Origin of the sequence: Pseudomonas sp. ICMP22404 (assembly GCF_006227205.1) — a bacterium.
Lineage (GTDB): Bacteria > Pseudomonadota > Gammaproteobacteria > Pseudomonadales > Pseudomonadaceae > Aquipseudomonas.
This window is the reverse complement of sequence record NZ_VCNG01000003.1, coordinates 409,430-424,106: the sequence shown is the minus strand read 5'-3', so window position 1 is coordinate 424,106 and position 14,677 is coordinate 409,430. Positions and strand designations below refer to the sequence as shown.

Below are 14,677 nucleotides of genomic sequence, written 5' to 3'. Positions count from 1 at the left end.
CCCGGGTAGTCATTTATGTCGACGCAATCGCTGCAAGCACTGGTATTGGATCTACTGGCCAGCACCCTGGAACTGGATATCACGGAGATGGACGTCCAACTGAGCGTGGAAGAGCTGGGGCTCGACTCGCTGGACGTGTTGAAGCTGACTTACGCGATTGAAAAGCGCTTTGGCGTCAATCTCTCTGCCTACAGCCATACCGACATCAGTTCAGTGCATCGCCTGGTGGAAATATTGGCCGAACAGTTGTCCACCCAGCGAGCCGTTTCGTGAACGCCGTTGTCATCACCGGTGTCGGCTGTGTTTCGCCTTTCGGCGTCGGCCGCCAGGCTTTATGGGACGGTCTGGCCCAGGGACGTGGTGCCATTGGCCCGGTGCCCAGTCTGAGCGAGGCGGTCGGTGCGGCCTGCAACGCCGGCGCGGCGCCCGAAGACGCCCTGGTCGGGCGGTTCAGTGCCAACGAGTTGCTGCTGTTGGACCGTGCCAGCCAGTTCGCCTTGCTGGCCGCCGCCGAGGCCGCGGACATGGCCGCGATCGACCTGGCACAGGTTGATCCGACGCGCTGTGCGGTTTACATGGGCACGGCGGTGGGTGGCAGCGAGTCGCTGCACAGCGCTTACCTGGATCTGTATCAGGCCCGCAGTTCCACCCTGGCGCCCTGGACCGTGCCACGGGTCATGGCGAACGCCGCCGCCAGCCACTTGAGCCTCAAGTACGGCTTCAAAGGGCCCGCCCTGACGATCAGCACGGCATGCGCGTCTTCGACCCAGGCGATTGGCGAGGCTTATCGCCTCCTACGTCACGGTGATGCCGACCTGGTCATGGCGGGGGGCACGGATGCCTGTCTCAACGCGCTGGTATGGAAAGCCTGGGAGGCCTTGCGCGCGATGGCCCCGGATACCTGCCGACCGTTCTCTTCCGGTCGCCGGGGCATGGTGCTGGGGGAGGGCGGCGGTGTCCTGGTCATGGAAACCCTGGCTCACGCCCAGGCCCGGGGGGCACCGATCCTGGCCCAGGTATTGGGCTATGGCGTCAACAGCGACGCCGGCGACTTGCTCAAGCCTTCTGTGGACGGCCCGGCCCAGGCGATGCGCCAGGCCATTGCGGACAGCCGGCTGCCCGCCGAGACGTTCGGCTATATCAACGCCCATGGAACCGGCACGTTGCTCAACGACCGTTGCGAGACCGCGGCGATCAAGCAGGTTTTTGGCAGCCACGCATCGCAGCTGTGCGTCTCCTCGGTGAAGTCGGCCATCGGTCACCTGATGGGAGCTGCGGGTGTGGTGGAGTTGATTGGCGGCCTGATGGGCTCGATGCATGGGCAGATTCCCGGCACCCTCAACTACCTGGGGCGGGATGCGGAATGCGACCTGGACTATGTGACCGAGGGCACGCGTCAGGCGAACGTCCAGGCCTGGCTGAAAAACTCCTTTGCGTTTGGGGGGCTCAACGTTTCCTTGGCGCTGGCCACGGGGTCGCGTCGATGATTCTGGTCACGGGAGCCAGTGGGTGCCTGGGCAGTCATATCGTGCGCAGGTTGCTGGCGCAGGGGGAAGCCGTGGCAGTGCTGGTGCTGCCAGAGGACCCGGCTCCGGCGCTGGCGGGCCTGCGTGAACGCCTGGACTGGCGTGAGGGCGATCTGCTAGTTCCGGCCAGCCTTGCCCCGGCACTCCGTGGCGTGACCAGGATCTATCACGCCGCCGGCCTGGCCTTGCCCTATGAGAGCGAGCGCCAACGGATGTTCGCGGTGAATGTGCAGGGAACGGTCAATTTATTGCAGGCCGCCCGCACTGCCGGTGTCGGCCGCATCCTGCATGTGTCGTCCATTGCCGCCGTGGGCTACCCGGCCCGGCAAGCGGATGAAACCATGGCCTATAACGGCGACGCGTTTCGCCTGGCCTATATGCACAGCAAGCGTGAGGCCGAGGAACAGGTACGCCGTTTCTGCGCCGAAGGCATGGACATCGTGATTGCCTGCCCGTCGGCGGTCATTGCCTCCCACTGCGATGTGCTGCACGGCTGGGGCAAGGTCATGCTCGATCTCCAGTACCGGCGTCTGCCGTTCATTCCGCCCGGCGGCATCGCCGTTATCGGTGCGCGGGACCTGGTCGAGGGGCTGCAGGCCGTCATGGACCGCGGGCAGCGTGGCGAGCGCTACATCCTCAGCGCCCACAACACCAGTTACCGCGAGCTCTTCAGCTGCATGGCGGATGCGCTGAGCGTCAGGGCGCCACGCTGGCGCCCCCGGTCACTGGCTTGGATCGTCGCCTTGCTGCGCCCGTTGGATCTGCTGATTGGCCGGGTCCCGCTGCGGCTATCGGCTGACGTGGTGGCCTTGTTGGGCCGACAGGTCCATTACCGAACCGACAAGGCCCGACAGCAATTGGGTTTTGTTCCCAGCCAGTCGCTGGAAGATCTGGTGCACGAGACGGCCCATTGGTTGACCCGTCTACAGGAGCGTGAGCGTTGAACGAAAGGATGATGCCCGAGGTGGGTGTCCTGGCCGATACACCGGCGGTGGTGCAGTTGAATGCCTGGCTGCGGAACTGGGCCAAGCGCCTGGATTTCCGCTTGGTGGACGAGCGTCGTTGCCTGCCGCCGCATTGGGTATTGGCGTTGGGCAACAAAGGCTTGCTGGGCATGCAGGTGGCCGAACGCGACGGTGGCCTGTTGGGGTTATCGAATTTCGAACTGCTGCGGGTTCAGCGTCAGTTGGGAGCGATTGATCTGACGCTGGCCTTTTTCGTGGGGCTCAACAACGGGCTGGGCATTCGACCGATCCAGCGTTTTGGCTCGCCGGCCATGAAAGAGCGCTATTTGCCGCAATTGGCCAGCGGACGAATACTCGCCGCGTTTGCGTTGACCGAACACGGCGCGGGCTCCAATCCTCTCGGCCTGTCGGCGACGGCCCGGCGGGAGAGGGAGGGTTTCAGGGTGGACGGGACCAAGTCCTGGTCGGGGTCAGCCGCCTGGGCTGGGGTGATCTCGGTATTCACCCGGCATCTCGATGAACAGGGGCGCGACTGCGGTTTCGTCGGCTTGTGTCTGGATGCCGAGCAACCAGGCATGCGTCAGGGCAGCGAGGCGCTGACCCTGGGGCTTAAAGGTATGGTGCAGAATCAAGTGCATTTCGACGCCGCGCTGGTGGACGCGGACCGGGTGCTGGGCAGTCCGTTCGCCGGCATGGCCGTGGCCAGCGACACCATGGCCTATGGGCGCCTGGGCATCGCGGCCACTTGTGTCGGCGGGCTATGGCGGTGTCTGCAACTGATGATGCGTTACAGCACCCGGCGCAGTTTGGGCAGTCACCGGCTTTGGGACCACCAGCACACGCAACGGGTCGTGGACGATGCGCTGTGTGCCGCGACCGCCATTGGCGGTTGGGTCGACGATCTCGCGCTTCGCCTGGATCAGGGCCTGCCCGAGGCGCCGCCGCAGGTACTGGCCGCGGTCAAATGGGTGGCCAGCGAGATGCTCGGTGAAGTCAGTGACGCCGCCTTGCAGATGCTCGGTGCTCGGGGGTACTGCGACAATAATCCCATTGGCCAGCTATGGCGCGATGCGCGCATTACCCGCCTGTTCGAAGGACCGTCGGAAACACTGGCGACCTTTATCGGCCAACGGGTACAGGAGCAGCCCGTCACGACGCTTGACTACCTGGAGCAGACAACGCCCGGAAAGATCGCCGCTCAGCGACTTCGGCAATGGCTGGCCGACGCGGGCCCGATGGAACGCTTATCGGCTGGCACGCTCCGCCTGGGGGAATGCGTGGCTTGGCTGATACTCTACGCCCAGCCGTTGGATGAGTCATCCAGGCGATGGGTCGAGTTCCGCCTGGAACAGGCGCTGCACACCTGGGAGCGGGCCCGCTCACCGGTGCGGGCAATGCCTGGACTGGCCGAGTGGATCAATGCCAACGCAGGCCTGTGCGATGAGCACCAGCCCGGTGAAGACAGCACCATCGATCCTCTGCTCATGTCACGGGAGGGCCTATGAAGCGCACCGCATTGAAGGCCGGGTTGGCGATGAGTTTGCTCAGCGGCGCCTGCCAGGGCGCCTCGCTGGAGGCCTTGGATATCAGTGGCCGCCTGGAAACCCGGCAAGCACTGACGCGCGAGGGCGAATGGGGCCTCAACGAGTATTCAGCTCTGCTGGGTGGCAGTTGGCAGGATGATTCGGGCTGGCGGTACAAGGTGCAAGTCCGGGCGTTGCAGGAAAACCAACTCGACGGCGACTATCACGAAGTGGAACCTCGTGAGTTGTTCGCCGAGTATCAGGGCGACCGTTGCACCAATACGTTGGGTGTACAACAAGTGGTCTGGGGCAGTGCCGATCGCCTGAGGGTCCTGGATGTGATTCATGCGTTCGACCGACGCGAAGGTTATTTTGGCGACTATGTCCAACAGCGTCGGCCACTCGCGATGCTCAACAGCGAGTGTTCGGTGTTCGAGGATCAATCGCTACAACTGCTGGTGATTCCGCAGACGCGCAAGGACCTGCTGCCCGATGCCGGTTCCCGTTTCGCCGAACCGACTGTCGAGAATGCCTTGGCGGGCATTCCCCGGACAGAGGCGGACGACCCGGACTGGCGTAAGCCCGCTGACTGGACACCGGCCCTGAAATGGAGCGGTAACCTTCAGGGCATCGACTATTCATTGAATGCCTGGCATGGATGGCAAACGGAGGAGAGCTACACCGCCCGCTTGTCCCAGGCCGGCCTGAGTTATCGTGAGTCCCTGAAACGCCGTACCCTGTTCGGTGGTTCGTTCGCCATGCCGATCGGCCCCGTGGTGTTCAAGGGAGAGGCGGCGTTGGTTCCCGACGCGTATCGCTACTCAAGGGCGCCGACGGGTGTGCTGGAACTTGAAAAAAACCGCCAGCAACAACTGCTGTTGGGGGTCGATTACCTGAGCGGCGATTGGTTCTTCGGCATGCAGTACTACAACCTCTGGAAGGACGAGGTGAAGGACGCCGTCGATCAGGACCGCTCTGAAATAGTCAGCGTGGCGATCCGGCGGGAGATGTGGCAGGGCCGGCTTTACCTGACGGGCTATTTGGCCCAGGACCTGCGCAATTCCGCACAATACGCTGCCCTGGAAATGCGTTACGACCTCGATGCCCATTGGCAGTTGCGCACCGGATTGGACCTATTCGATGGTAGTCGGCAGAGCTTCGGATATTTCGACGAGCAAAGCCGCTGGGTGAACGCTGTGCGTTATTCGTTCTGAGCGGTATGCCGTTATGTCCGCACCAGTGTCCAGGCCTCACGTCTCCCGTAAAACGCCGCGGATAAGCGCCGCGAACGCTTGGGTCACTTCGTCCTTGTCATGCCGACCGCGCATCAAGGCTCCTGCAAGCGCTTCTCCTGCACCGACCAGACCGGTACAACGCCGTTCCAGTTCGGTCGCGGGCAGCGCGGTATGGGGCTTGAGCACACTGCTGAACATTTGCACGCAGTTATCCAGCAATTCCTGGAAAACCGCGGCTTTTTCGTTGCTCCCCGCCAGCGCCGCACCGACGGCAAAGAACTCGTCGGTGTTGTCTGCCGCGCATTGGATATAGGCACTGGCGAGCATCTGCGCGGTTTCCTCCAGAGGCCGCTCGGTGCCTGCCATCGCGTCACGGAACGCGTTGACCCGCTCGGCATCGATCCATTTATAGAGCTCGATCAGCAGGCCCGATCGAGTGCCGAAATGATCGTAGACCACCGGCTTGGACACACCTGCGCGCACCGCAAGATGCCCCAGGGTCAAGCGGTCGGCGCCTTCTTCGCGCACGACCAGCAAGGCGGTATCCAGCAACTGTCGCCGCCGCTCGGCTTTTGAAAGCCTGCGGGTAGAAGAGGCGCCCGGGGATTCGATGTCGGTTTGCACTTCGTCGCTCCAGATAAATAAACCTACCAATGGTAGGTATCGAGGTGTATGTTCGGGATGACTCTTCCTACTAATGGTAGGTTTCGTTCCCAACGCAAGGAGAACATACCATGACTCTTGATCCTATCCTGTTCATGGGCGGTTCTGGCGCCATCGGCCATCATACTGCCCAGGCACTGCGCGCCGCCCATCCCGGCGTGCCGCTGTTGATCGGTGGCCGCGATCTCACTAAGGCCCAACGGGCCGCGGAACAGTTCGGCAACGCCCAGGGCGTGCTGATCGATGCTTCGGCAGACGACCTGGGGCTCGGTGATCGCGCTGTCAGCGGCGTGGTGGTTTTCTACATGGACCGTGCCCTTGCGGGACTGCGTTACGCCCAAAAGCGTGGCGTGCCGCACCTCAGCATATCCTCCGGCATTTTCGAGATCGCACCGGAAATCGCGACGTACATGCACCGGCCCGATGCCGCGCCGATCGTCCTCGGGTACGAATGGATGGTCGGCGCCACGACGGTATCGACGCTGAGGGTGGCCGAGGCCTTCAGCCGTGTGCACGACATCAGGATCAGTGCATTGGTCGATGAACAGGACACTGGAGGCCCGACGGTCGCGACCGACTTCGAACACCTGAACAGGATGCTTCCCGCTGCCCTGACACGGCGTGAGGGCGTGTATGTCTGGCGCGAAGGCGAAGAAGCCAAGGCCAGCTTCCGCGCGGTGGATGGCAGGGACATCGAAGCCAGCGGGTTTTCTTCGATCGACGTCGTCGGGTTGGCAGCGGCCACGGGTGCGCCCAATGTCCAGTTCAACATGGCCATCGGACAGAGCTCGACCCGACGTCAGGGTGAACCCATGTCGACAGAGATCATCATCGAACTGGCTGGCGAGGACCAGAAGGGCGAAGCGTTGCGCACACGCCACGCACTCGTCCACCCGGCGGGCACGGCACCGCTGACCGGCCTCAGTATCGCGTTGCTCCTTGAACGGCTGCTCGGCCTGGACGGACAGCCGCCTACCGCGCCGGGCCTCTGCTTTCCCTATCAACTGCTGAACGCGGCGACGTATCAACAACGCCTGGAACAGGAGGGGGGCGTGTTGCGCGAGCTGGCGGTGGAATGATTCGGTCTTTCAGCGACGGATGCGCCGCTTTCGCGAGCAGGCTCGCTCCCACATGGGATCGGTGAAATCTCTGGTATTTGTGTAACGATACCGGACCCTGTGGGAGCGAGCCTGCTCGCGAAATACGAGCGTGTCGCTCCTTCAAATTGCCCGTTGAGCTGGTTATCAAAACTATGTGCGGGAATGCCAGATGGGCTTTAATGCCCGTGCGACTTATCTTCACCGCCAATGGGGTGAAGACCGCGCCTGATAGCGCGTTCAAGTTTCCGCGCTTTTTCTGATCAAGGAAGATAAAAACATTGAAAACAACTTTCGGCGCCTTGCTTCTGACCTGCATGACGACCATCGCGCTCGCGGATGAAAGCCCTATCGGTTTCTACGCTTCGACACTGCCGGACACGCACAACGGCCGTGAACTGGAGATGGTCGTCTGGTACCCCAGTCCAACCACCGCGCCCGCGCAGTTGATCGCCGATGACGTGGTCTTTGTCGGTAGTTCTGCTGTTCGGAATGCGCCGCCAACCGCAGGCGAGCACCCGTTGGTGGTGCTTTCCCACGGATTCAGGGGCAACTGGGGCAACCAGACCTGGCTGGCCAGTGCTTTGGCCCATCGGGGCTACATCGTGGCGGCGGTCAACCATCCCGGCACCACGACCCATGACCGTAGTCCCCAAGCCGCGGCGCAGTTGTGGAAACGTCCCGAGGATCTGCGCCGGGTCATCGATGCGGTGACCACCCAACCTGACAAGTTCGGCGTGGTCGCGAAGCGCCGAATTGCTGTCGTGGGCCATTCCCTGGGCGGCTGGACTGCACTGGAGGTCGCGGGGGCGCGCTTTGATCCGGACCGCTTTGCCGAGGATTGCAAGGTTCATCCGCAATTGAGCAGTTGCACTGTCTACGAACAGATAAACCCTGCAAGCAGCTCGGAATCGAAGGCGGCGCTGGCCGCCGATTGGCGCGATGAACGTGTCACCGCAGTGGTCACATTGGACCTGGGCCTTTCACGAGGCCTGACCGATGCAAGCCTGGCAATGCTACAAGTGCCCACGCTGGTGATCGCCGCCGGCGTAGCGTCTCACGATCTTCCCGCCCAGTTGGAGTCCGCCAACCTGGCAAAACGCCTGGCGCCGGCGTCCAACCGTTACATCGAAATCAGCGATGCCAGCCATTTCAGCTTCCTGTCGATGTGCAAGCCTGGCGCGCAGGCGTTGCTGGAAGAGGACGTACCTGGCGATGGCATCATTTGCCGCGACGGTGACAACGGTCGTCCGCGTGGGGTGATCCAGCACCAGATTACATCGCTGATTACCGAGTTTCTCGCGCAACCATCAGGCAGTCCGGAGGCACGTGCCCAACGGTTGACGGAAGTGCGGCTCAGCCTATAGATAACCCGGACGCCTGTGGGCGCGAGCCTGCTCGCGAAGAGCGAGCACACCGAGTGTCGCGTCAGGCACCATGAGCGCTCCTCCAGGATTAGACTGAAAGCCCGCCCAGATCATTGGGCGGGTAGGCAGGCGCGTGTTCCCACGTTTGCCAGGTGTTTCCCACTCGGTGATGCGGCAGCGCGCAGCCGCGTGTCAATCCATCCGACCACCGCTACAGTTTTCAGGTCCTGCATGCCCGTGTCGACGGTGGCCTTCTCACAGGAGGGTACGTAATGGACGAGGCAAAACTTAACGAGTTCATGGGCAAGCTGGTGTCCGACATGGGCGCCTCGGCAATGCTCGCCAACGTGATGGTTGGCGATGAACTCGGGTTGTATAAAGCCATGGCGGATAGCCGGCCGGTCACCTCCCAGGAACTTGCGTCCAGAACGGGCTGCAATCCACGTCTGATCCAGGAATGGCTCAGCGCCCATGCGGCTTCCGGGTACATGGAGCACCACGAGGGCCAGTTCGTCTTGCCTGAAGAACAGGCATTGGCGCTGGCCATCGAGGATTCGCCGGTGTATGTGGCGGGCGGCGTCATGGTGGTCGCGTCCATGTTCCACGACAAGGACAAACTGGTGGCGGCCATGCGCGGAGATGGAGGGCTGGCCTGGGGTGACCACCATCCCTGCATGTTCCACGGTACCGAGCGTTTTTTCCGGCCCGGGTACAAATCCTATCTGGTGTCGCAATGGTTGCCGGCGCTGGAAGGTGTCGTCGATAAGCTCACTGCCGGTGCGAAGGTGGCGGACATCGGCTGCGGGCATGGTGCTTCGACTATCGTCATGGCGAAGGCTTTTCCGGCCTCGCGCTTTGTGGGGTTCGATTATCACGCACCCTCCATCGCCACGGCGACGCAGCGTGCCAAAGAGGGCGGCGTCGACGACCGCGTCAGCTTTGTCCAAAGCACCGCGAAGAGCTTCCCGGGAAATGATTACGATCTGATCTGCTATTTCGATTGCCTGCACGACATGGGGGACCCGGTTGGCGCTGCACAGCACGCCTATCAGTCGCTGAAGGCAGACGGCACGGTGCTGCTGGTCGAGCCCTATGCCAAAGACACGCTGGACGAGAACCTGACCCCGGTCGGACGACTGTTCTATGCCGCTTCCACGTTCATCTGTACACCGAACTCGCTGTCCCAGGAAGTGGGGCTGGGCCTGGGGGCGCAGGCCGGGGAGGCGAGGTTGCGGGAGATATTTGCCGAGGCGGGTTTCAGGCACTTCCGGCGGGCAGCGGAGACGCCTTTCAACCTGATCCTGGAGGCTCGCAAGTAGTCGTGCGGGGACACGTACTCACTTGGACTCCTGTGGGAGCGAGCCTGCTCGCGATAGCGGTCCATCCGTTGATGGCAAAGGTGGCTGTGTTGACGCCTTCGCGAGCAGGCTCGCTCCCACGCAAGGCTATCGGTGCTGCTTTATAGCCACCGGGGTGTGGTGAAGAACGAGGCCATTTCCGAGCGGGCCAGTGCCGAGCCGAAGTAGGGGCCCTGGACATGGTCGCAGGCAACGCTGCGCAATTGTCTGAATTGGCGGGCGTTTTCGATCCCTTCGGCGGTGACCATCAGTCCCACGCTGCGGCTCAGTCGGATCATCGCCAGGACGCCTTCTTGATCATGCTCCAGGCCCAATTGCGAAAGGATATTGCGATCGAAGCGGATGCCGTCGAACGGTTGATTCAAGACTTCGCGAAGGGAGGCGATGTTGGTGCCGAACTTATCGATGTTGATCCGCACCCCCAGGTCCTTGAGGGCATGCAGGGTGGTGGCGACGGTCTTGTGGTCCACCAGCAGAATGCCCTCGGCCACTTCCAGGGTCAGTCGATGGGGGGCCAGATCGCTCGTCTCAAGGGCTGTCTGCACTTGATTGAGCAAGAAGTTGCTGCTGAACCATTTCGGCGAAACCGCAATGGATACGTTGACGGGTGTCGGCCAGCTCGCCGCTTCCTCACAGACGTTGACCAACATCCATGCCCCCAACTCTTCCAACTGGCCGGATGCTTCGGCAACCGGAATGAAGTCGGAACCACCCAGTTCACCTTTTTCGGGATGGTGCCAGAACGTCTGGGCTTCAAAACCGTACAACTGCTCGGCGTTGATATCGAAACGTGGCAGATAACGCAGTTCCAACTGGTCCCGGTGCATGGCGTCACGCAGTTGCTGTTCATAGCGCCGGCGATCACGGGCCACGTTACCCATGGCTTCCACGTAGACGCGCCAGGTGTTGCGGCCGGCTGCCTTGGCCGCATACAAGGCGATATCGGCCTGGCGCAACAGCTCATCGGCACGGCTGTCCCCGGGTTGCGCCCAGGCCACACCGATACTCACGCCCAGGTACAGGGTATTGCCGTCCAGGTGCATGGGGCGTTGCATGCAGTCGATCAGGCGTCCACAAAGTTGATCGAGGTCGTGGGCATTGCCTGGTTCGGGCATGACAATGACAAACTCGTCACCGCCCAGACGGGCCACCAGGTCGGAGTCGCGTACGTTCTGCAGAAGGATATGGGCCACCTCCTTCAACACTTTGTCGCCCACGGCATGGCCCAGGGAGTCATTGACCGGCTTGAAGCGGTCCATGTCCAGGTTCAACACCGCCAGCGACACACCGCTGACCGGGTCCAGGTACTCGCTGAGGCAATCGAACAGCCGGTTGCGGTTGGCCAACCCGGTCAGCGGGTCGTGCAAAGAGAGATGCTTGATCTGGGCCAATGCCCGCAGTTCATCGGTGATATCGGTGGCGGTGCCACGAAACCCCAGGGCGCCGGCTTCAATGGCGCGGACCGAGAGTTTGCAGGTGCGTATGCGTTGATTGCGTGCGGTGTACTCGCACAACAGCGGGTTCGATGACGCGTTGTTGGCGCCGCCGAGCAGCCACTGTGCAATGGAAATCGACCCGCCGTGAGGGTGCAGCAGGCGGTGCAGGGGCTTGCCCAGCCACTCGGCGGGACTGAATCCGGTCACTTGCTCGAAGCGTTCCGACAGATAGGTCAAGGTCCCGGCCGAATCGACCTCCCACAGCCAGTCGGAGGACACTTCGGCAATGTCGCGGAAGCGTTCTTCACTACGTTCCAGCGCCTTGCGGTGGGCCAGGAGGCTGTCGTACTGGTGTTCCTGGGCGCGCAGCATCATCAGGGCATGGCGCAACACGGCGAGGGCCAGGATCCCCAGGATCAGCAGCGCCAGCACCAGCAAGGGCAACAGGACCTTGCGCAGATCGTTGCCGGGGGTTGGCGGTCGCCAGGCCAGGGCCTCGTGGATGCTTTCGCCAAGGGATAATTCGGCGGTTCCGTCCGGCCCCGGCTTATGGGCGATGTAGGCGTCGGGCAGGGCAAAGTCCCTTGCCAGGTTCTGCAACGAGGCCGGATCGAGGACTTTCACGAACAGCATCAGGCTGGGCGGTCCTGGCATCTCTCGCACGCTGTTGTCCGTGCCGGTGGTAATGGCCGACGCGGCGACGAATGCGGGGGCGCCGTCGTGATGCAGCAACTTGACGATGACTTCATCGCGGTTTTCCGAAGTGCTGGCGGTCTTCCTCAGGCCTTGCAGGTCGCCTGTCAGCCAGGTGTTGGCATCGGCCTCGCTCATTTCGCCATTGATCACCGAGTAAACCGTCTTGCCCTTGGGGGAAATAACGAACACGGCCTGATAACCGTAGAGCGAATAGACGCTGCTACCGACATTTTCCTGGTCGTAGGCCCAGGCCTTGTCCACCGTCAGGTGCAGATGCCGGTAAGCATCGCTCCATTTGGAGTAGTCGTTCAGGTCGCGACCGATGCCGGTGCGGATGCCGTCGAGGGCCCGCTGGGCAAAAAACAGGCTCTGTTCCCGGGCACGCTTGTCCTGGGCAGCGGTGATGTTGAGCAACACGGCGATTGCCAGCGCGGACATGACGAACAGCAGGAACATGATGGCCGGGAAGGTGCGTCGGGTGAAGCTTCGGGTTGGCTTGCCCGGGGAAAAGTCGGTGGAGTCGTTGCCTGCATCTTCAGTCATAAACAAGTCATCAGCTAAACGCGAAATATCCCGCACGCCTCTGTATCGGCTGCCAGGCCAATTAACTTAACTGACCTGACACTCGGTAACTTGATTAAACGGTCAAGTATCGGCGCGGGTGCGCGATGACTGTCGCGGACGCGTTTACTCCTTATCCTTGCGATGGCCCGGCAGCAGGGCGCCCAGGACCTGTTTCGCGGTTTCCACCACGATGCCTCGCTCGTTAGGGTCACCCTGGAGCAGGGTCGAGGCGAATTTTTTCGCCTGTTCCAGTTTGATATGAGGTGGCAGGGGCGGCACGTTGGGGTCGGTCCGGAATTCGATCAACACCGGGCGTTCGGCCGCCAGCGCTTGCTCCCAGGCCGCGGCGACCTGGTCCTCCTGCTCGACAAGGATGCCCTTCAGGCCAATGGATTCGGCAAAAAGGTGATAAGGCACGTCCGGGATGTCCTGGGACGCCTCGAATTTCGGGTCGCCTTCCATGACGCGTTGCTCCCAGGTCACCTGATTCAAATCCTGGTTGTTGAACACCGCGCAGATCCAGGTGCCATTGGCCCAGGTGCGCCAGTACTTGGCGACGGTGATGAGTTCGGCCATGTTGTTCATCTGCATCGCGCCGTCCCCCACCAGGGCGATGACCGGCCGTTGCGGATGACAGAACTTCGCCGCGATGGCATAGGGCACCGCAGCCCCCATGGACGCCAGGCCACCGGACAACGAACACATCATGCCGCGACGGATCTGGATGTCCCGGGCATACCAGTTGGCGCAGGAGCCCGAGTCACAGGTGATGATGGCCCGATCGGGTAACCGGGGGGACAGCTCGAACGTGACCCGTTGCGGGTTGATCGGTTTAGCCGACACCAGCGCGCGTTTTTCCAGGGTCTTGTCCCAATCCGCTCGCCAGTGCTCGATTTTCTTGCGCCAGGCACGGTCGGCCTTTTCCTCGATCAGCGGCAGGAGGGCGCGCAGGGTGTCGGCGCAGTCGCCTTGCAGGTTGACCTCCATGGGGTAACGCAGGCTGAGCATGTCCGGCTGAATATCGATCTGCACCCCTCGGGCCTGGCCTTCGGGGGGGAGGAACTCGGCATAGGGGAAACCGGAGCCGATCATCAGCAGGGTGTCGCAGCCGGCCATCAGGTTGTCGCTGGGTTCGGTGCCCAGCAGCCCGATGGACCCGGTGACCCAGGGCAGGTCATCCGGCACCGCGGCTTTGCCGAGCAGCGCCTTGGCCACTCCGGCACCGAGCTTTTCGGCGATGGCGATCACTTCGTCTGTCGCCTGTAGCGCACCGGCGCCCACGAGAATGGCGATTTTCTTGCCGGCATTGAGGACCTCGGCGGCCTGGCGCAGATCTTCTTCGTAGGGCACGACCTTGGGTTTGCGGTAACCGACGCCGGAGTGAACCGTGCCGTGTTTGCGAGGCGGTGGGGTGTATTCCATTTCCTGCAGGTCATTGGGCAGGATCAGCGCGGTGACACGGCGCTCGCCGACGGCGGTGCGGACGGCGCGGTCAAGCAGATGACGCACCTGGGACGGTGTGCTGGCCTGCTGGACGAACGCCCCGGCCACATCCTTGAACAGGCTGACCAGGTCCAGTTCCTGCTGGTAATGCCCGCCCAGAGCGGCGCGGGCCTGTTGGCCGCTGATGGCGAGCACTGGCATGTGATCCATCCGGGCGTCGTAGAGGCCCGTCACCAGGTGCGATGCACCCGGTCCCGAGGTGGCGATGCACACCCCCAGCTCGCCGGTGAACTTGGCGTGGGCACAGGCCATGAACGCGGCCATTTCCTCATGACGGGCCTGGATGAAGCGAATCTTGCCATTGGCACGGTTCAAGGCGCCGAAAACGCCATTGATGCCATCGCCCGGATACCCATAGATACAGCGAACGCCCCATTCATAAAGACGTTCCACCAGAAAATCACCGACGGTCATGCTCATGTCTGTCCCTCATTGCTGGGCCGCAGCCGCTGGGGGCGGCGTGCAGCGTTGGGTGGCTACACAGGACTGGACCGACGCAAGTCTTCCAAGGTTTCGATTTTCGAAGGCGAGGGGCGATGGCCGGCTGGCGCTCATGGCATAGAGGGCGTCGCGGATACACGCGGGAGTGGGGCTTGCCGGTGAAGAATGCGCAAACCGAGCCACCGCTATCGCGAGCAGGCTCGCTCCCACAGGGGATTTATGGTGTAGGCGATTCGGTGAACGTCCGCGGAACCTGTGGGAGCCGGGCTTGCCCGCGAAGACGGCAGTACAGCCAGCATTGAT

At 62.4% G+C, this 14,677-nt stretch carries 11 protein-coding genes; 8 read left to right on the top strand and 3 right to left on the bottom strand.

All coding sequences use genetic code 11. The features are described from left to right. Window positions 1–15 precede the first annotated feature (15 nt). The 5 genes from FGE05_RS07790 to FGE05_RS07770 are packed head-to-tail and all read left to right on the top strand — an operon-like array spanning window position 16 to window position 5,228. Window positions 16–273, top strand: a complete 258-nt coding sequence (locus FGE05_RS07790) for an acyl carrier protein (RefSeq protein ID WP_055134400.1) — start codon at window positions 16–18, stop codon at window positions 271–273. Then, on the top strand, window positions 270–1,487 hold the full coding sequence (locus FGE05_RS07785) for a beta-ketoacyl synthase (protein WP_139643398.1): 1,218 nt from the start codon (window positions 270–272) through the stop codon (window positions 1,485–1,487). Before FGE05_RS07790 ends, FGE05_RS07785 begins: the two co-directional genes overlap by 4 nt. After that, window positions 1,484–2,470, top strand: a complete 987-nt coding sequence (locus FGE05_RS07780; RefSeq protein WP_175386388.1) for an SDR family NAD(P)-dependent oxidoreductase — start codon at window positions 1,484–1,486, stop codon at window positions 2,468–2,470. The genes FGE05_RS07785 and FGE05_RS07780 overlap by 4 nt, the downstream gene beginning before the upstream one ends. Beyond that, window positions 2,467–3,996 (top strand): acyl-CoA dehydrogenase family protein, encoded by a 1,530-nt coding sequence (locus FGE05_RS07775; RefSeq protein ID WP_139643392.1) that lies wholly within the window; start codon window positions 2,467–2,469, stop codon window positions 3,994–3,996. Before FGE05_RS07780 ends, FGE05_RS07775 begins: the two co-directional genes overlap by 4 nt. Beyond that, the gene (locus FGE05_RS07770; RefSeq protein ID WP_139643390.1) at window positions 3,993–5,228 is read left to right on the top strand and encodes a hypothetical protein; all 1,236 of its coding nucleotides are present in this window, start codon (window positions 3,993–3,995) and stop codon (window positions 5,226–5,228) included. The genes FGE05_RS07775 and FGE05_RS07770 overlap by 4 nt, the downstream gene beginning before the upstream one ends. Before the next feature lie 36 nt (window positions 5,229–5,264). On the opposite strand, the gene FGE05_RS07765 is transcribed toward FGE05_RS07770, so the two are convergent. Further along, the gene (locus FGE05_RS07765) at window positions 5,265–5,873 is read right to left on the bottom strand and encodes a TetR/AcrR family transcriptional regulator (RefSeq protein ID WP_241801905.1); all 609 of its coding nucleotides are present in this window, start codon (window positions 5,871–5,873) and stop codon (window positions 5,265–5,267) included. A gap of 110 nt (window positions 5,874–5,983) precedes the next feature. Here FGE05_RS07765 and FGE05_RS07760 point away from each other — a divergent pair, with 110 nt between their 5' ends. From FGE05_RS07760 to FGE05_RS07750, 3 genes are all read left to right on the top strand, one after another. Then, window positions 5,984–6,991: an NAD(P)-dependent oxidoreductase gene (locus FGE05_RS07760; RefSeq protein WP_139643387.1), complete on the top strand. Its 1,008-nt coding sequence runs from the start codon at window positions 5,984–5,986 to the stop codon at window positions 6,989–6,991. Between the two features lie 299 nt (window positions 6,992–7,290). Beyond that, window positions 7,291–8,376 carry an alpha/beta fold hydrolase gene (locus FGE05_RS07755; RefSeq protein WP_139643384.1) on the top strand — a complete coding sequence of 362 codons (1,086 nt, stop codon included), beginning with the start codon at window positions 7,291–7,293 and terminating at the stop codon, window positions 8,374–8,376. 272 nt (window positions 8,377–8,648) lie between these two features. Then, the gene (locus FGE05_RS07750) at window positions 8,649–9,695 is read left to right on the top strand and encodes a class I SAM-dependent methyltransferase (RefSeq protein ID WP_139643381.1); all 1,047 of its coding nucleotides are present in this window, start codon (window positions 8,649–8,651) and stop codon (window positions 9,693–9,695) included. Window positions 9,696–9,835: 140 nt separating this feature from the next. On the opposite strand, the gene FGE05_RS07745 is transcribed toward FGE05_RS07750, so the two are convergent. Beyond that, window positions 9,836–12,409 carry an EAL domain-containing protein gene (locus tag FGE05_RS07745; protein ID WP_139643378.1) on the bottom strand — a complete coding sequence of 858 codons (2,574 nt, stop codon included), beginning with the start codon at window positions 12,407–12,409 and terminating at the stop codon, window positions 9,836–9,838. A 144-nt stretch (window positions 12,410–12,553) separates the two neighbouring features. Next, window positions 12,554–14,353: a thiamine pyrophosphate-requiring protein gene (locus FGE05_RS07740; protein ID WP_139643375.1), complete on the bottom strand. Its 1,800-nt coding sequence runs from the start codon at window positions 14,351–14,353 to the stop codon at window positions 12,554–12,556. Window positions 14,354–14,677 lie beyond the last annotated feature (324 nt).

Excerpts from the sequence above, each read along its gene's own strand:
- FGE05_RS07790 (WP_055134400.1), top strand. The coding sequence starts at position 16 with ATGTCGACGCAATCGCTGCAAGCACTGGTATTGGATCTACTGGCCAGC.
- FGE05_RS07750 (WP_139643381.1), top strand. The coding sequence starts at position 8,649 with ATGGACGAGGCAAAACTTAACGAGTTCATGGGCAAGCTGGTGTCCGAC.
- FGE05_RS07745 (WP_139643378.1), bottom strand. The coding sequence starts at position 12,409 with ATGACTGAAGATGCAGGCAACGACTCCACCGACTTTTCCCCGGGCAAG.
- FGE05_RS07760 (WP_139643387.1), top strand. The coding sequence starts at position 5,984 with ATGACTCTTGATCCTATCCTGTTCATGGGCGGTTCTGGCGCCATCGGC.
- FGE05_RS07770 (WP_139643390.1), top strand. The coding sequence starts at position 3,993 with ATGAAGCGCACCGCATTGAAGGCCGGGTTGGCGATGAGTTTGCTCAGC.
- FGE05_RS07740 (WP_139643375.1), bottom strand. The coding sequence starts at position 14,353 with ATGAGCATGACCGTCGGTGATTTTCTGGTGGAACGTCTTTATGAATGG.
- FGE05_RS07780 (WP_175386388.1), top strand. The coding sequence starts at position 1,484 with ATGATTCTGGTCACGGGAGCCAGTGGGTGCCTGGGCAGTCATATCGTG.